The 15750-nt window shown below is 49.1% G+C and carries 19 protein-coding genes; 8 read left to right on the forward strand and 11 right to left on the reverse strand.

Annotated features, from left to right (window positions below; all coding sequences use genetic code 11):
- Positions 1–68: 68 nt before the first annotated feature.
- From AAC052_RS15100 to AAC052_RS15110, 3 genes are all read right to left on the reverse strand, one after another.
- Positions 69–1562 carry a DASS family sodium-coupled anion symporter gene (locus AAC052_RS15100; protein WP_339814265.1) on the reverse strand — a complete coding sequence of 498 codons (1494 nt, stop codon included), beginning with the start codon at positions 1560–1562 and terminating at the stop codon, positions 69–71.
- A gap of 88 nt (positions 1563–1650) precedes the next feature.
- Positions 1651–3174 carry a VCBS repeat-containing protein gene (locus AAC052_RS15105; protein ID WP_339814267.1) on the reverse strand — a complete coding sequence of 508 codons (1524 nt, stop codon included), beginning with the start codon at positions 3172–3174 and terminating at the stop codon, positions 1651–1653.
- 111 nt (positions 3175–3285) lie between these two features.
- Positions 3286–3996 (reverse strand): hypothetical protein, encoded by a 711-nt coding sequence (locus tag AAC052_RS15110; protein ID WP_339814268.1) that lies wholly within the window; start codon positions 3994–3996, stop codon positions 3286–3288.
- Positions 3997–4083: 87 nt separating this feature from the next.
- Between AAC052_RS15110 and AAC052_RS15115 the strand changes: the two genes are divergently transcribed.
- From AAC052_RS15115 to AAC052_RS15125, 3 genes are all read left to right on the forward strand, one after another.
- A complete protein-coding gene (locus AAC052_RS15115; protein ID WP_339814270.1) occupies positions 4084–4653 on the forward strand; it encodes a Crp/Fnr family transcriptional regulator in 570 nt (189 codons plus the stop codon).
- Between the two features lie 66 nt (positions 4654–4719).
- The gene (locus AAC052_RS15120) at positions 4720–5628 is read left to right on the forward strand and encodes an alpha/beta fold hydrolase (RefSeq protein ID WP_339814272.1); all 909 of its coding nucleotides are present in this window, start codon (positions 4720–4722) and stop codon (positions 5626–5628) included.
- Between the two features lie 216 nt (positions 5629–5844).
- Positions 5845–6324, forward strand: coding sequence for a hypothetical protein (locus tag AAC052_RS15125; RefSeq protein WP_339814274.1), 480 nt, complete (start codon positions 5845–5847; stop codon positions 6322–6324).
- A 35-nt stretch (positions 6325–6359) separates the two neighbouring features.
- Here the strand turns inward: AAC052_RS15125 and AAC052_RS15130 are convergent, their stop codons facing one another.
- Positions 6360–7010 (reverse strand): esterase, encoded by a 651-nt coding sequence (locus tag AAC052_RS15130; protein WP_193217872.1) that lies wholly within the window; start codon positions 7008–7010, stop codon positions 6360–6362.
- Positions 7011–7196: 186 nt separating this feature from the next.
- Here AAC052_RS15130 and AAC052_RS15135 point away from each other — a divergent pair, with 186 nt between their 5' ends.
- Both AAC052_RS15135 and AAC052_RS15140 read left to right on the forward strand, forming a co-directional pair.
- A complete protein-coding gene (locus AAC052_RS15135) occupies positions 7197–7571 on the forward strand; it encodes a hypothetical protein (protein WP_317487335.1) in 375 nt (124 codons plus the stop codon).
- A 74-nt stretch (positions 7572–7645) separates the two neighbouring features.
- Entirely contained in the window at positions 7646–8506 is an 861-nt protein-coding gene (locus AAC052_RS15140; protein WP_339814277.1) for a glycoside hydrolase family 16 protein, read from the forward strand.
- 51 nt (positions 8507–8557) lie between these two features.
- Here the strand turns inward: AAC052_RS15140 and AAC052_RS15145 are convergent, their stop codons facing one another.
- A complete protein-coding gene (locus AAC052_RS15145; RefSeq protein ID WP_339814279.1) occupies positions 8558–9091 on the reverse strand; it encodes a hypothetical protein in 534 nt (177 codons plus the stop codon).
- A gap of 116 nt (positions 9092–9207) precedes the next feature.
- Between AAC052_RS15145 and AAC052_RS15150 the strand changes: the two genes are divergently transcribed.
- Entirely contained in the window at positions 9208–9621 is a 414-nt protein-coding gene (locus tag AAC052_RS15150; RefSeq protein WP_317487338.1) for an OsmC family protein, read from the forward strand.
- 108 nt (positions 9622–9729) lie between these two features.
- Here AAC052_RS15150 and AAC052_RS15155 read toward each other — a convergent pair whose 3' ends face one another.
- The 6 genes from AAC052_RS15155 to moaA all read right to left on the reverse strand — a co-directional run bounded on the left by AAC052_RS15155 (position 9730) and on the right by moaA (position 14792).
- Positions 9730–10224, reverse strand: a complete 495-nt coding sequence (locus tag AAC052_RS15155; protein WP_317487339.1) for a cytochrome C — start codon at positions 10222–10224, stop codon at positions 9730–9732.
- Positions 10221–11444: a sulfite oxidase gene (locus AAC052_RS15160; protein WP_339814281.1), complete on the reverse strand. Its 1224-nt coding sequence runs from the start codon at positions 11442–11444 to the stop codon at positions 10221–10223. The genes AAC052_RS15155 and AAC052_RS15160 overlap by 4 nt, the downstream gene beginning before the upstream one ends.
- Positions 11445–11531: 87 nt before the next feature.
- The gene (locus AAC052_RS15165) at positions 11532–12248 is read right to left on the reverse strand and encodes an ABC transporter ATP-binding protein (RefSeq protein WP_339814283.1); all 717 of its coding nucleotides are present in this window, start codon (positions 12246–12248) and stop codon (positions 11532–11534) included.
- Positions 12242–12910, reverse strand: coding sequence for a molybdate ABC transporter permease subunit (gene modB, locus AAC052_RS15170; protein WP_151999196.1), 669 nt, complete (start codon positions 12908–12910; stop codon positions 12242–12244). Before modB ends, AAC052_RS15165 begins: the two co-directional genes overlap by 7 nt.
- A 2-nt stretch (positions 12911–12912) precedes the next feature.
- Positions 12913–13683: a molybdate ABC transporter substrate-binding protein gene (gene modA / locus AAC052_RS15175; RefSeq protein ID WP_151999195.1), complete on the reverse strand. Its 771-nt coding sequence runs from the start codon at positions 13681–13683 to the stop codon at positions 12913–12915.
- Between the two features lie 107 nt (positions 13684–13790).
- A complete protein-coding gene (moaA, locus tag AAC052_RS15180) occupies positions 13791–14792 on the reverse strand; it encodes a GTP 3',8-cyclase MoaA (protein WP_339814286.1) in 1002 nt (333 codons plus the stop codon).
- A 134-nt stretch (positions 14793–14926) separates the two neighbouring features.
- Between moaA and AAC052_RS15185 the strand changes: the two genes are divergently transcribed.
- Entirely contained in the window at positions 14927–15169 is a 243-nt protein-coding gene (locus AAC052_RS15185; RefSeq protein WP_339814287.1) for a MoaD/ThiS family protein, read from the forward strand.
- 158 nt (positions 15170–15327) lie between these two features.
- Positions 15328–15738 carry a molybdenum cofactor biosynthesis protein MoaE gene (locus tag AAC052_RS15190; RefSeq protein WP_339814289.1) on the forward strand — a complete coding sequence of 137 codons (411 nt, stop codon included), beginning with the start codon at positions 15328–15330 and terminating at the stop codon, positions 15736–15738.
- The last annotated feature ends 12 nt before the right edge of the window (positions 15739–15750 follow it).

The following is a 15750-nucleotide window of genomic DNA, read 5'->3' on the forward strand; positions in this document are numbered from 1 at the left end:
CAAATCGTGTGTGGTTTTCTGTCTTCATGACTCAATGTCGTTGTGGCCTTGTGTCTTCACACGCCACCTCACTTCGCCCAAGCCGGCACTGCTCCCCCCATATCAAACACCGGCACAGCCACGAGGTAAAGAACAATCGTCAACAACAGAATGCTGATCAGGTTCAGCCAGAACCCCGCCCGGGCCATTTGCGGAATGGTCACCAGCTCACTGCCAAAAATGACCGTGTTGGTGCCCGTACCCGACGGCAGCATAAAGGCAAATGAACAGGCAATGGTGGCTGGTATCATCAGCATGTAAGGATGTGTGCCGCTGCTCACAGCCATGGTAGCCAGCACTGGCAGGAAGATATTGGCCGTAGCTGTATTGGAGTTGATCTCCGTCAGAAAAGTCATCAGCGTGATCACACTCAGTAGCACCAGTAGCGGCGACCAGTTGGCTATAAACTGAAGCTCTGTGCCCAGCCACGCCGCCAGGCCAGTGGTTCCGAAGCTCTCAGCGATGGCATAGCCTCCGCCAACTATCATCACCGTGCCCCAGGGAATGGCCTCGGCTTGCTTCCAGGTGATCATTCTCTTGCCGGACTCGCTTTTGTCGGGCAAAAAGAACAGGAGCAGGCAAGAAAAAACCGCCACGGTAGAATCATGCACCCAATCGGACACGCCAAGCAAGCTGGCCCACCCTGGGAGCACAAAGTCATCAACCACAATGTCTCTGCGAAAAACCCATGCAAGTGCTGTAAAGATGAATATCCCAAGCACCATTTTCTCAGCCGGTTTCATCGTGCCGAGTCCTTTGAGCTCTTTTTCCACAATCTCCTTACCCCCTTCAAACTTCCCTTCGATCTTAAAATACCTGACGAGGTAGAACCAAATCAGCGGAAGGAAGATGACAATGAGCGGCACCCCCAGCAGCATCCATTGGAAGAATGGAATCTCAGGAGCATCCGGGTAAAGCTTTTGAACCATGCCCGCAAAGACCATGTTGGGCGGGGTGCCAATGAGGGTGCCTGTTCCTCCAATACTACAGGCGTAGGCGATGGCCAGCATCAGGGCAATTCCGAAGTCTTTGTTGTGCCCCGAGGCTTCATTTTCCCTGCTGATAATAGCCATTGCAATAGGCAGCATGAGCAGCGCTACTGCTACGTTCGCAATCCACATCGACAGGAGGGCCGAAGCCACCATAAAGCTAAGCAGCAGCATCCGGCGGCTACTACCTATGAGGTTCATAATGGAAAGTGCAATGCGTCGGTGCAAATGATGAACCTCAATGGCCTTGGAAATAATGAAGCCAGCCAGCAGCATCAGCACATAGTTGTGGCCGTAGTTGGCGGCCGTAGTTTCAGCATCGAGAATGCCCAGAAGTGGAAACAAGGCTAATGGGAGCAGCGCCGTGGCTGCAATGGGTATGGCTTCAGAAACCCAGAGTGACGTCATGAGCAGCGCTACTGCCGCTGCTCTCATGGCCTGGTGAGAAAGGCCCTCCGGCGTTGGTAAAAAGATCAACGCAGAGAAAATGAGCAGACCTACAATAAGGCCGATTCTCTTACCACTTATTTTCAATTGTTCAGGTGTTGGTTAGCCTGATCAATATGCTAAAAAATGCACAAATTATTCTTCGCCCGTTAAGAATTCCTCAATGCCAGTATGCTTACTTTAATTTATTCTCAAGATAGAGCACATCAGTTGTTGACGCATTCCACTTATCGATAAATGACTTAGGTGTAAACGCCGGGGAGTAAGTAAATGAGCCTAAAATAAGATCCGTGTCACCATCGAGGTCAATATCACCGGACTCCATCACGATCCATCGTCCGTCGTCGGCATTCGCCAGGGTATGTGGTTGGAAGCTGAAGTCGGCCGAAGAAGTGTTCTCAAGGTAGATAAATGATTCTTTGGGGTTGTTGTCGAAATCGGGAAAGAAGCAGGAAATGGCAAAGTCCACGTCACCATCCTGATCAAAGTCGACGGCTTCCACCTGAGTGGCGCCGTAAGCCGGGAAGAAGAACGCCTCTTCGAAATTATTCTTACCATCATTGAGGAAGAGCCTCATGCCATGGTAAGGCTTCAAAATGGGCGAGTAGTCGGCGTTGTCGCCATGCGCCACGGCGATGTCCATGTCGCCATCGCCATCGTAGTCAAAAAGCTCAAGGTCGCTGGAGCCGTAAAGCGGATTGAGGCGTAGAATCTGCCTTGCAGCGAAAGTCAGTCCTTTGCCCTGATACAAAATATAGGCGCCTTCGTTGCCCTGCGAAACAAGCACCACAAGATCCTTCAGTCCATCGTTGTCCATGTCGTGCACCTCTACCTTGATGCAACCGGCGTAGGGCAACAGCTGTGTTTTTTCCCTCCGGCCGTCTATGTCGGAAATCAAAGTCAGCTGGCCAATCAGGTTGCCAAACTCACAGACAAGTATCTCGTCGGTGCCATCACCATCAAAATCCTCGACCAGGCTAAACACCGGCCGTTGCAAAAACTCAGCTACCTTTCTTTGGGGCTGATCCGGCGTTACCTCCCACAACGTTCCCAACGACTGCTCCGTTGGGTGCATCTGTCCCATTTCAACAACGAACTCCCGTCCCATGCTTCTGTTAAACGAAACGACAGAGGTTTTGAATGTCTCTTCGATCCGTGCGGAGTCGCCGGGCGCCCACTTCCATATTTGCCCGTTGGCATTGGCGCCATACACTCCCTTTTCGTCGTCAAAGTGTCTGAAATGCGTTACCAAAGACCCCTTGAAGTCCTCAGTCTTGATAAAAGTGGGAGAAAACTGGGTCAGCACGCTACTTCTCTCAACCCTGGCGAGATCGGCAGGCATAGAATCTGGGGCGTTTTCCAAAATGTATTTCGTTACGGCCTCCCAGTCGCTGTCAGAAATCATCGGTTTTTCAGGGTAGACATTGTTGGACTGCAAAAGCATTTTCTCGTTCATGTCCACCCTTCGGTAAGGGTCATATCCCTCTATCTTTACACCCAACCTTGCGCCCATCTCAGGAAGTACAAGCCTTTCCCACACACCTTTGGTTAGTTGTGCCGGGTCCGGCAGGTTGTGGCAGCCACCGCAGTAAGTTTTGAAAGTAGCCGCAGGTTTATCAATATTTCCAACACATCCGTCAAGCAGGCAGGCCACAGAAATGATGGCACCAGCCCCAATCACCCATTTTATTCGCTTCATCGTATATCGTACTCCTTCGTCAACAATATTAGACAAATGAGCAGGAAAAAGCATGGAAGTTTGACTGGAAGGTTCTTTTTAGGCAAGAGGGAAATAGGTAGCCGACTTGAGCTACCTTCTCAGAGTAACCCCCAGGGAAATCTCGAAGCCTTCAAGGTTCACCCTGGCATCAGGAAAATTGATGGCTTTGGTTTCCAGGCTGCCCCCCTGCACGCCGCCAATATAGTCGCCGTTGAGGGTGGCAGCTGACGCAACGGACAAATAGCTGACCTCGGTTGACACCGAAAATTCTTTGGCTATGTGCCATTCAAAAGAGGTGCCGGCTATCCAGCCCAGGCCAATTTTAGTTTTAATTGTAGCATCAGTATTGGCAACGTCCCAGCCTTCATAATCTCTCAGTGCCCTGTCGAAGTTGCCTTCTTTCAGCCTTGGGTTGATGTGCCAGATGCCAGCAGCTCCTCCCCTGATCCGCCAGGTCACAATTTTGGTATCTATCTTGAAAGCCAGCTCCACAGGCACCAGCATAGAAAAGTGCGGGCCTGTCAGCGGCTTGTCTGCCTCAAAGGGTAGTTTATCCATCGCAAGCCCTGACATAGAATAAATGGAGCCGCCTGTCTCAATTCCCACAGGCCCAAAATAATAGCCCAGCCCTCTGACGGAAAACGGGCTGACCGGAGCCGACACATAGCCGTTTTTTGGCACCAGGTAGGAGAAAGAAATGCCTTGTGCCAGCAACTCACTACCCGCTAACCAGCTGATTGCCCCGGTTAAAACAAATAACTGAAGCGATTTGTAAAGGCCTCTGATTACGGTTATCTTCATTTACTCAAACTTTTTACACCTGTCATCCTTTTTCGAAAACGAAGTTAGGACATAAAGCCTCTTTCTTAAGACTAATTTGCTTTGAATATGAGTGAGGTGCAGAAATTCCTCAAATCCATCTATGACCTGCCGGCATCGAGCATGCAAAAGCTGGAGGATTGTCTGAAACCGGTGGAGTTCAAAAGAAAGGAGGTAATAACCTGGGAAGGGCATGTTGAGAAGTACCTCTATTTTGTTCAGGAGGGCATCCAGAAATCTTACTATATCAAGGATGGAAATGAACACGTCATTGCATTCACTTATGCCCCCTCTTTTTCGGGTATCCCTGAGTCGTTTCTTACACAAACTCCCTCAAAATATTTTCTGGACACCATCACGCCCAGCAAACTGCTCCGGCTTTCCTACGATCAGCTCCAGTCGTTACTAAGCGAAGACCGCCATTTGGAACGGATGATGCAAAAAGCAACGGAAGTTGTGCTGGCAGGGCTGATCCAGCGCCATCATGAGCTGCTGGCCTTTGATATTGAAGAAAGGTTTACAGCTTTCGTCAAACGAAGTCCAAAATTACTCAACCTCATCCCCCACAAAGACCTGGCCTCTTACCTCGGCATTAATGCCACCAACTTCAGTAAGCTGCTGGCACGGGTGAAAATCTGAAATCTTGGTATATACCAAGAGTCATTCCTTTGCCGCTCGATTCCTTTGCTAAAAAATAAAACAGCAATGAAGCAGCAAACTCCTCTTTGGCTTGACGAAAGCCTCTACCCCTTTTCGCACCATTACATCGACCTTCCCTCTGGCAGAATGCACTACGTAGATGAAGGTCAGGGCGACGTACTTTTGTTTGTGCACGGCACGCCGGCATGGTCATTCCTTTATAGAGACCAAATAAAAACACTGCGCACAAAGTACCGATGCATTGCCATCGATCATATTGGTTTCGGGCTGTCAGATAAGCCAGAAGATTTTGACGGCACTCCTCAAGCCCACTCAGCCAACCTCGCCCTGTTTGTAGAAAAGCTCGGCCTCACCAATATCACCCTTGTCGTGCATGACTTCGGCGGGCCGATAGGCCTTTCATTCGCCCTCTCGCATCCAGAAAAGGTGAGGAACCTGGTGATAATAAACACCTGGCTCTGGAAAACCAGCGATAACCCCGATGTGCAAAAGATTGACAAGGTGGTAAACAGCAGGCTGGGTAGGTTCATTTATCTGCACACCAATTTTTCCCCATCCATTCTGATGAAAAAAGCTTTCCACGACAAATCGAAACTAACAAATGCCATACACCTTCACTATACCAGACCGTTTCCCAACAAGGCGTCCCGGTGGGGGCTTTTACGGCTGGCACAATCCCTTCTTGGGTCTTCCGATTGGTACGAAGAGCAGTTTAAACAACTACATAAATGGCAGCGTAAACCCGCTTTGATCCTTTGGGGCACAAAAGATCAATTTATAAAACCAACATTTCTGGATAAATGGAAGGAGGCACTACCACAGGCTACTGTCCGAACTTTTGACGCCGGACATTTCGTTCAGGAAGAAGTCTCGCAAGAGGCTTCCGATGCCATTGACAGCCTGATGCAACAGAGCCAATTCTCGCTGGCTAGCAACACTTTTACCGGAACCTAACTTCTGCATGTAGCACCGTTCGCAGGCTGCGAAGATAATATCAACACAATAGTGATTTTGTGCGCAACTGTTTTCATTTTTGCACCCAGATTGATGCTTCTCTGACATTTGGGGCAAATGAAGCATCAAAAGCTAAATGGGTGCATAAAATATGATTAATCGAATAACTTATTGAATATTTTAACGTTACAACAAACTAAAACAACAAGTCATTTTATGAAAAAACTGTTTTTATTAGTAACAACCAGTTTAATTATTGCTTCGGCAGCCAACGCACAGAACACAGATTATAAAACAGCCGTGGGACTCAGGGCTGGTTTATCAGCCGGTCTTACAGTCAAGCATTTTCTTAGTCAAAAAGGTGCCCTGGAAGGCCTCGTTTCATCCCGCTGGGGTGGTGTAAACATCACAGGTTTATACGAAGTACACGACATTGCTTTTGATGAGCCGGGTCTTCGTTGGTACTATGGCGCAGGTGGACACATCGGCTTTTGGGATGGCAATAAGAATCCCTGGTTCGATGACAGGGACAACCACAGCGTGATTGGCGTAGACCTCATACTCGGCATGGAATATACCATACCGGGCTCACCAGTTAACCTGAGTTTGGACTGGAAACCAGGTTTTAATCTTATCGGCTACAGCGGATTTTGGGGAGATGAATTCGCTCTTTCCCTGCGATTTGCTTTTAAGTAAATATTTTGAGGGAGGACGCCGTCGGCATCCTCCCTTTAAAATTTCGATGCCAGTCGCATCAGTTCCTCTCTGTTCACTTCATGTTTCCCCTCAAACACCAGGCTTCTGGTGTTCTTGCCAAACAGCTCTCTGAGTCTTACCTTTTCCTGAGCCAGCAGCTGCTCGCTATAATAAATATCTTGCCTGCCAATGCAGCCAATCACCTCTGCTTTTGGCGACGCAAATTCGAAATCTCCCGGCGTCAGTTCTTTTGGGAACCCACCTGCCCACAGCACCATTTTGTGAAAGGGCCACTTCTTGTGTGCAGCTAACCTCGCCACGGCTGATACGCCTTGCGAAAAGCCAAACAAAATCAGCTTGTAGTGGTCAAAGTCGATGTCTTCAAAAATAGGATCAAAAACCGCATCGAAGTAGGCCCTTTGATTGGCCAGCTCAGTTTCCCTGTCCTCTTTTGTCATCCAGCTTGCCCCCACCCTTCCATAGGTCTGATCGAGATACAAGCGACTAAGCCCTTGCGGCGCAATGACAAAATGCTTGCTCGGATCCAAAAAATCGAACTTTTGAACAAAAAACTCTGCCAGTTGCGCATAACCATGACACACCACCCATATGTATTTGGTGGCAGGCGTTACATTGTTGAGTGTGTAATAAGGAGCTGAAAAAGAAAAGGAGACGTGTCGCTGCAAAACCTGATTTTTTTTTGAAACGTGAAGGTAAAGTGAAAGTGCGTGCTGTAAAAGTACCGGGCAAATTATACTTGGGCAGCTTTACGTGAATAACAACGCATTAATCAAGACGTAAATTTCCTACATTTGAAAAAATGAACCATTAAGAAGTAGTCAAAAAAAAACGCCGTTTGTAAAACCCTATTTATGACAAAAACATCAAGCTTCCTCGTTGCCATGCTATTCCTGGCGCTGTCGCAAAGTCTGTTAGCACAAAACAGCTCAGACCCGGAGCCACTTTTGGAATTTGCGGCTGTTTATTCCAACGGTGAAAAATGGGAGGCTGGCAAAACTCCGGCGGAGCAGCCCTACTTTATGGATCATTCTGCTTTCCTGTTCCGGTTGAAACAATCAGGAGTGATTACGGCCGGTATAAAGATCGCCGACAAAAGCATCATTTTGTTCAAGGCCAAAAGCCTCGAGGAAGCAAAGAAATTGTTTGCACCCGATGTGTCGGTGGACGAAAAAACCTACAAGCTGGAGGTGCAACCGGCCACAGTATTTTACAAAGGCTGTATTTGACGTCAGTTTTACCGCAAAGTTGCCTAATTTTATATCAGGCCAAAGCCATTCTTTCCAGCTAACCATACAAAGCCATGAAGATATCTCTATCCATATTTTTTGCGCTCTTCCTACTGCTGTCCTGCAAGGAACAAAGCAAAGATGAACAGCAAAAACCAGAGGTGCCTGAGCCCGGCGAACCGGTAGCGGAAGTCGACTGGGACGAAGCCACCCTGGCCTGGTCTGACGAATTTGACGGGGAAGCGGTGGACACGGAGAAATGGAAGTTCGAAACCGGGGCCAATGGCTGGGGCAACAATGAATGGCAAAACTATACCAACGGCCCAAACTCTACTGTCTCAGACGGGTTGCTGAAGATTACCACCAAAAAGACAGGACCCGGTCAGAAAGTGGGCGACTATACATCGTCACGCATGCTGAGTAAGGAGACGTTCACCTACGGACGCATGGAGGTGAGGGCCAAAATACCCGAATGGAAAGGCAAGGGCGCTTGGCCTGCGATCTGGATGCTGGGCGACAATATCAGTCAGGTTGGCTGGCCCGACTGCGGCGAAATCGACATCATGGAATATGTGAGCTATGCACCCAACGAGGTACATTTCTCCATTCATAGCAAAGCCAACAACCACGTGCAGGGAACCCAAATCACCACCGGACCCATGAAGCTCGAAACCATAGAAGAAGAGTTCCACAACTATGGTATTCTTTGGACGGAGCAGTATGTCAAATTCTATCTGGACGATATCGACAACGTAAAACTGACATTCAACAAACCCACCGTGCCCACGCAGGATAACTGGCCATTTGACAAGCCGTTCTTCTTTTTGTTGAACATCGCCGTTGGTGGCAACTGGGGAGGATTGCAAGGAGTGGATGACAACATTTTCCCATCGACGATGGAAATTGACTATGTGCGGGTTTATCAGTTCGAATAACTGGTGACGAGCAAATAGCGGCGGCTTAGTGCTCTGTGCGTTTCATTTTCCCTATTTCCCCCAATCCGGCGCTGGTGTATCCGGGTCAAATAGCTCATCCAAATAGTAGTCTCTCTTGTACAGATTGTTGCAATTGTTTTCGCCGCTGAGGTCGAAAATACAAGCGTATTGGTCAATGAATTCACCATTCATTAGACTTTTTGCATCTCCATTGGGTAGCAGGGCATCATCGTGATCAATTCTTCGCAAAGCGCAGTGGCCCAGCATATGCAACATCAAGGCTTCCTGTGTAATCTTATCGCTCCAGCATTTGTTTTGCTGATTGATCTCAATTTTCAGCTGTTTGCCAACGAATACACAGGAGCCGCACAAAATGCCCTCAGTGTTCAGGCCGTATTCAATGATCAGGTTGTTTGACAGGTCAAGCCTAACACCACGCTGGGCGGCTTTCGACACAAGCGTGTCAACAAAAGACTGCAACTCGTCGGGAACGCTATAAATCGTTTCCTGCTCTTTGGTACACGCAGCAAAGAGCATCCAGAAAATAAGCAGCATACTCGCTGACGATAAAAAATGCTTTCTCATTAACTTAATACGAGGCTTAGTTACTAGTCAAGTTAATAAATACTAACTTGGATGCGAGCATTTCATCATCGATTTAGCTCACAAATATCATTGTTCAATCAAAAAATCCCATTCATATGAAAAGATCAGCAACAGCCGTTTGGCAAGGAAGTGGAAAAGAAGGCAAAGGACACCTGACCACACAAAGTACGGTACTTAATAAAACTCAGTACTCCTTTTCGTCGAGGTTTGAAGAGGGAGTTGGCACCAATCCGGAAGAGCTGATAGCTGCCGCTCATTCGGGTTGCTTCGCTATGAAACTGAGCTTTAGTTTGACTGAGGCAGGTTTTGTGCCCGACACCCTTGATGTTACCTGCAAGGTTACGCTTGAAGATGGAGCTATCACCAAATCCCATCTGACGCTCAAAGCAAAGGTGAAAGGAATAAGCGACTCAAAATTTGCGGAGTGCGTGAAAGATGCGGAAAAAAACTGCCCCATCTCCAAGTCATTGACTGCGGCCATTTCGGTTGAGCACACACTCAATGCATAGTTGATAGACCAGACTACAAAAGTTTAGCGGCCGGAAGAAGGGTATGTGGACATTCCGACAACCTCTGACGTCGCATAGCAACGTCCGCTCCGAAACTTTTGTAGTCTGCTATTTAGTCCCTTCCAGCTCATACCATTCCACGTCTGTCAGGTTGGGTCGTCTGCCTTTGTTCTCAGGCGCATAGTTTTTAGCCAGGTAGTCAAGAATGGCCGCTTCGTTCTCGCCCAGGTCCCACAGCTTCTGTGTCCGCTGCATCCAGCGTATCATACCTTCCCATCCCTCTCTTGTGGCCCTGTTTTGCGTCACAAGGGTGGCTGCGTGGCAGTTGGTGCAGTTGGTTTTGGCCAGCTCCCACCCAGCATCGATGATAAAGCCTGTTTCTTCATCTATAGTGCCGTTTTCGGCCTTTGGAGCAACGGCCTCAACTTTAGCTACAGGCGTTGCTGTTTCCTGCTGAGCAAGTACCGGCTTCGGCGATGGCTTGTAGAAAAAGAACAGGTAAGAAGCCCCCAGAGAAAGAATTAAGGCCAGGCTTAAAATCCCTATTAAGGCACCTGTGGCTTTTTGCAGCACCTCCAGTAAATCGTTTTTCTTCTCCATCATCTTACTTTCACGGCTATTCTATGGCACGCATTATTCAGATAGCCTTTGGGGTTCCATCCGGGCACCACCATGGGCTGGCTCTTTCCGTCGCTATCTGTTGCCTTGGCCCATATTTCGTAGTAGCCCGTGGCAGGCAGCTTTAATTCAGCGCTAAAATGCTGCCAGGCCTGTCGGTTGGCAGGTCGCTCCAGACTGGCAGCCTGCCAGGTGGCACCAAAATCGGACGACACGTGCACCTCTTTCACACTCTTATCCCCCACCCAGGCATGCCCACGGACAGGAAGCGTTTGACCCGCTTTGATCATGGCCCCTGTTTTCGGGTAGGTAATGATCGACTTCACAGGCATGCCTTCTATGATGCACATGTTTTCATCGGGCACCACCTCGCCGGGTGCTACGGCTTCGCAGGGAACACGATAGCTGTCACCGCCCATCTTCTCGCCATCATGCACCACGTTTCTCACGGAAATAGTACTCAGCCATTTTCCGGAAGTAGAGCCTGGCCATCCTCCCACCACAAGTCTTAAAGGATGTCCGTTGGCCAAGGGAATATCCTCGCCATTCATTGCCCAGGCCACCAGGGTTTCGTCTTCGAGCGCTTTGCTAATGGGCACTCCTCTCGATATCACTACTTTTTCAGGGTCGTTGCTCAGGTGCACATCCTTGCCGTAGTAGCCGATATACACTGCATCATCTTTTATGCCCACATCCATCAAAATGTCTTTCAGCCTCACGCCTGTCCATTTGGCGCACGAAACCGCACCAACTTCCCACTGATTGCCTTTGGCCGGTGGGTTGAACTCCGCCCTGCCATTACCGCCGCACTCAATAGTAAGCTGGTAGGTGTAAGTTTTAAATTTGCTTTTAAGCTCAGCGATAGAATAGGATTTCGTCGTTTTGGCTGACTCTCCGTTGATCGTTAGCGACCAGTTCGCCACGTCGATAGCCTCAGGCATCAGGCCATTGTTACGCACAAACATTTTATCGGCAGGTGTCACCTTGTCGTCGAGCAGGTGTGGCGGCGTTTCAATATTCCAGGGTCTTTCGCCAAGCACCTTCAAACCAGCGTTTTTACCCGGAAGCATCTCCGGATCAGCCAGCCATTTGCCGACAAACGGGTACTTTTCCGGCACCACGCTGCCGTAGACAACCGGCACGCCCCAAACCAGTGCCTGACTGCCTAGAAATGATTTTTTGAGGAAACTGCGGCGGGTGTTCATGATCGGATTTTTGTAAGATGACACCAGAAAGTTAACCTTACGAAATCAGAAATAAAACGAAACCGGTGTCGATTGGCGGATAAAGTATCAGATATCCCTGGTTTGTTCTTTTAACCTGAGCAGTTCAGCTTTCAGCACCTCTCTGGGCGCTCCTTCTCTCACCACTTTCCCATCTTCCAACCATACCACATGATCGGCCAAAATGGTCGCCTCCAGCAGGTCGTGCGTGGCCATCACTGCTGTGGTGTTGAGCAGGCCAAGCATTTGCTTGAGCTCACCCCTTATCTCGTTCCGAAGGCTGAAGTCGAGCGCCGCCATGGGTTCATCGAGCAGCAGCAGTGCTGGCTTTGCCGCCAAAGCCCTCGCCAAAGCCACCCGCTGTTGTTGCCCACCAGAGAGTGAGGCGGGCCGGTCGTTGACCAGGTCTTGTATTTTGAACACTGTGAGCAGTTGCTCCAACCAGGTATTGTCCACTTCTTCCCTGAATCCGTATTGGATGTTCGCTTTCACATTCAGGTGAGGGAATAGCGCATAGTCCTGAAATACGTAGCCTATATGCCTGAGATGAGGAGCAACAAAAGATGAAGGTGATGACCAGACTGATGCAGACTCTTTTATGACTCCACTATCGGGTCTTTCTAAACCGGCCAGCAGCCGCAGCAGGGTGGTTTTGCCAGCACCACTCGGGCCCATCAGTGCCGTGAAAGAACCCTTGCTGAGTGTCAGCTCCGCTTCCAGCGAAAAGGATCGGCCCCTGTCTGCGTACTTCCTTGTACAATCCAGTGAATAAGCTGCTTCTACCATAGTGCTATCCGCTTTTGAAGCCACTGAACAAGGAAAATGATGACAAGTGAAAAAACCAGCAGCACCAGGGCGTACTGGTTGGCGACATCGTAGTTCATGGCCTCCATTTCGTGAAAGATAGCAATCGATGCCACCCTCGTTTGGCCGGGTATGTTGCCGCCAATCATCAGCACCACACCAAATTCGCCAATAGTATGGGCAAAGGTCATGATGAACGCTGCGAACAACGACGATTTGATATTGGGAACAAGCACCTTAAAAAAGGTCTGAAGCCTTGTTTTTCCGAGGGTAAACGACGCCTCCCTTAACGATTTTGGCAGTGCGTCTAACCCCGATAAAATGGGACTTACCATGAACGGAAGGCTAAAAACAATGCTGCCAAGCAAAATGCCGTAGAAAGAAAATACCATCCGAACACCAAAGAGCTTTTCAAATACGCCGCCAGCAAAGCTATCGGGCTGCATGGCCACCAGCAGGTAGTAGCCGAGAACTGTTGGGGGCAACACCAAAGGGAGGGCGATAATGGCCCTGATGAGGCTTTTTCCCCTGAAAGAAAACATGTGGAGCACGTAGCCGGAAACGACCCCGACCAACGCAAGAATTAGCGTCGTAAACACGGCCAATTTCAGGCTCAACCACAAGGGGGCCATGAACTGCTCCATGGTTACTCTGCCACAGGGAGTTCGTAACCAAAATCTTGAAATATCCGGCGGGACTCTTTGCCCAGAAGAAAATCCTTGAAAAGCGTAGCAACGAAAAGCCCGGGGCCGTCAGTCTTTAAAATAAGCATCGTTTGTGGTATGGGATCCATCCAAATCTCCTCAATTTTAATAAACTTGCCCTCGCCTTTCTTCTGACTGAACTTAAGAGAGTTAGACGTAAAAGCCGCATCGACAGAACCGGCCGCAATGTACTGGTTGACCTGACCGATACTGGTGCCATACACGATCTTGTCGTGCACTAACACCCCCAGCTGCTTCACTTCCAGCCAATCTCTGGACAGCTTGCCGTATGGCGCCAGGTCAGGGTGTGCCAGACCGATGGATTTCACCTTCTCCTGTTTGAGAATAGCCGCCGGATCGTCTCCGGCAATGCCGCTTTTCACCCACAGATACACAGTCCCAAAGCAAATAATTTGTGGCCCACCATGCGCCTTGTCTTTGTCAATTACCTCATCAATGTATTTATCGTCGGCGGAAACGAAAATCTCATATGGAGCGCCGTTGATGATCTGCGAGGTGAGAGTGCCGGAAGCTCCTGGAATGAGTTCCACTTCGTAGGGGTACTTGCTCTCAAATTTCTTTTCAATGGCCTGCATTGGTAGCAAAAGATTGGAGGCCACTGCCACTTTTATCGACTGCGCCATCATTGAGCAGCACAGCAGCATCAAAAAAATAGTAATATGTATTCTTGTAGCTATATCTCTATTTACCATCACCCAACTCAATTCTTCCTGAAAAAATCTACAACCAACCTTTACTTCCAACTAGCTTTCCAAAACTTCCCCGGGTACTAGCAGGCAATAACACCAAAAATGGCGGCTTAACCACCTATGGTTGACATGCTTTCCGACACGGCATGTCCTTTTGCTCTTCTTGCCTCCGCTTCAAACCCGTCTTTTGCTCTTTGCCCAAATGCCTTCAGCAAAGCGGCGCTAATTTCTGCGTCATTGGCGCCATTTCTTAGCAAAGCTCTCAAATCAAGCACACCGTCATCGTACAGGCAGGTTTTCAGCGTGCCCTGAGCGGTCATCCTGATTCGGTTGCAGGTGCCGCAAAAGCTCCTCGTAAAAGCTGCAATGATCCCTACAGAGCCTTTGAACCCATCTATGCCATACGTTGCTGACGTTGAGGCGGCTTCGTCTACTCTTCGACTGAGCGATGGGAATGCCCTGACCAGCTCCTGGTGAATCTTCGCATGCGTCCACACCAGCACAGGGTAATGCGAGCCCTCGCCGTTGAAAGGCATTTCTTCTATGAATCTCACGTCCACTTTGTGGGCTTTTGCCAGCATGGCCAGCGGCACAATATCGTCCGTGTTCTGTCCGTCCATCACCACGGCATTGATCTTGGTTTCAATTCCCTGGTCGAGCAGCGCATGAAAAGTCTCCATCACTGCTGGCAGCTCGTCCCGGCGGGTAATAGAGTGAAAGCGCTCACGATCCAGCGTATCCATGCTCAAATTAACCGATTTGATACCCGCCGCCTTGAACTCTTCTATGTGAGGCAGTGTCAGAACGCCGTTTGTAGTGATATGAATGCCTTCGATGCCCGGGATTTCATTGAGCTTTTTGATAAAGTACATCAAGTCTTTTCGCACAAAAGGTTCTCCACCGGTAAGCCTCACCTTTTTCACCCCAAAACCGGCCATAATCCCTACAAGGCGCAGCATTTCTTCGTAGGTGAGCAGCTCCTTTTTGGGCAGGTACCTGATGCCTTCTTCCGGCATACAGTAAAAGCAGCGCAGGTTGCACCTGTCGGTAACAGCCAGCCGCACATACTCTATGGGCCTTCCGTGATTATCAAAAAACTGTTTTCCCTGCATAGTTAGTGTTACAACACGAATTCAAGTTGGTAAAGTTTAAGCTGATTTAGAAATTGTTTGGTGGAAAGAGGGGATTATTCCCCATAATTGGTTGTTGTGTTGAGAAGAGGTGGCAAATTGATTTACTTTACCGTATGGAGTTAACGATTCAGGCATTTGGCATAGCGAAGGATATACTTGGCGACAGGAAGACCATGCTGAGCATGAACGATGGAGCAACGGTAGCTGATTTGCTGGCCCTACTGAACAAAGAGTACCCGGCGTTTCAAAAGCTGACGTCGCTGGCGGTAGCGCTGAATGAAGAGTATGCAGAAAAGGAAGAAGTACTCAGCCCGGCTGATACGATAGTGCTCGTGCCACCGGTAAGCGGAGGATGAGCAACTGATGATTTGGAGAATTTGTTGATTTAAAGATTTAAGAATGGCGGATTTGAAGATTTTGAAATTGCTGGCTACTTCCACCTCCGGTCTCCTGTCTCCGGTCTTCGGTCTTCGGTCTTCCGTCTTCCGTCTTCCGTCTCCCAACTTCCTCAACTATGATCAAACTTACAGACCAACCCATCGACATCCACGAAGCCATTGAGGCAGCCCAGGCAGAAGGCGCCGGTGCGGTGAACGTATTCATTGGCACGGTGCGCAACAAAACCCAGGAAAAGCAGGTGCTGTCCCTCGACTTCGAAGCCTACGACCCCATGGCTGAAAAAGAAATCCAGAAGATTGTGGACCAGGCCAAAGCCAAATGGCCCGTGATCAAAGCGGTGGTGGTGCATCGCAAAGGGCATTTGGAGATTGGCGAGGCAGCCGTAGTGATTGCCGTTTCCACCCCTCACCGCAAGGCGTCCTTCGAAGCCTGCGAATTCATTATCGACACCCTGAAACAAACCGTACCCATCTGGAAAAAGGAGATTTTTGAGGGGGGTGAGGAGTGGGTGAGTGCACACCCGTAACGGAGTTCAACG

The organism is uncultured Imperialibacter sp. (assembly GCF_963974565.1).
GTDB lineage: Bacteria > Bacteroidota > Bacteroidia > Cytophagales > Cyclobacteriaceae > Imperialibacter > Imperialibacter roseus.

Coding starts and splice junctions, on each gene's coding strand:
- AAC052_RS15105 (WP_339814267.1), bottom strand. CDS start 3,174: ATGAAGCGAATAAAATGGGTGATTGGGGCTGGTGCCATCATTTCTGTG.
- AAC052_RS15110 (WP_339814268.1), bottom strand. CDS start 3,996: ATGAAGATAACCGTAATCAGAGGCCTTTACAAATCGCTTCAGTTATTT.
- AAC052_RS15115 (WP_339814270.1), top strand. CDS start 4,084: ATGAGTGAGGTGCAGAAATTCCTCAAATCCATCTATGACCTGCCGGCA.
- AAC052_RS15120 (WP_339814272.1), top strand. CDS start 4,720: ATGAAGCAGCAAACTCCTCTTTGGCTTGACGAAAGCCTCTACCCCTTT.
- AAC052_RS15125 (WP_339814274.1), top strand. CDS start 5,845: ATGAAAAAACTGTTTTTATTAGTAACAACCAGTTTAATTATTGCTTCG.
- AAC052_RS15135 (WP_317487335.1), top strand. CDS start 7,197: ATGACAAAAACATCAAGCTTCCTCGTTGCCATGCTATTCCTGGCGCTG.
- AAC052_RS15140 (WP_339814277.1), top strand. CDS start 7,646: ATGAAGATATCTCTATCCATATTTTTTGCGCTCTTCCTACTGCTGTCC.
- AAC052_RS15145 (WP_339814279.1), bottom strand. CDS start 9,091: ATGAGAAAGCATTTTTTATCGTCAGCGAGTATGCTGCTTATTTTCTGG.
- AAC052_RS15150 (WP_317487338.1), top strand. CDS start 9,208: ATGAAAAGATCAGCAACAGCCGTTTGGCAAGGAAGTGGAAAAGAAGGC.
- AAC052_RS15155 (WP_317487339.1), bottom strand. CDS start 10,224: ATGATGGAGAAGAAAAACGATTTACTGGAGGTGCTGCAAAAAGCCACA.
- AAC052_RS15160 (WP_339814281.1), bottom strand. CDS start 11,444: ATGAACACCCGCCGCAGTTTCCTCAAAAAATCATTTCTAGGCAGTCAG.
- AAC052_RS15165 (WP_339814283.1), bottom strand. CDS start 12,248: ATGGTAGAAGCAGCTTATTCACTGGATTGTACAAGGAAGTACGCAGAC.
- modB (WP_151999196.1), bottom strand. CDS start 12,910: ATGGAGCAGTTCATGGCCCCCTTGTGGTTGAGCCTGAAATTGGCCGTG.
- modA (WP_151999195.1), bottom strand. CDS start 13,683: ATGGTAAATAGAGATATAGCTACAAGAATACATATTACTATTTTTTTG.
- moaA (WP_339814286.1), bottom strand. CDS start 14,792: ATGCAGGGAAAACAGTTTTTTGATAATCACGGAAGGCCCATAGAGTAT.
- AAC052_RS15185 (WP_339814287.1), top strand. CDS start 14,927: ATGGAGTTAACGATTCAGGCATTTGGCATAGCGAAGGATATACTTGGC.
- AAC052_RS15190 (WP_339814289.1), top strand. CDS start 15,328: ATGATCAAACTTACAGACCAACCCATCGACATCCACGAAGCCATTGAG.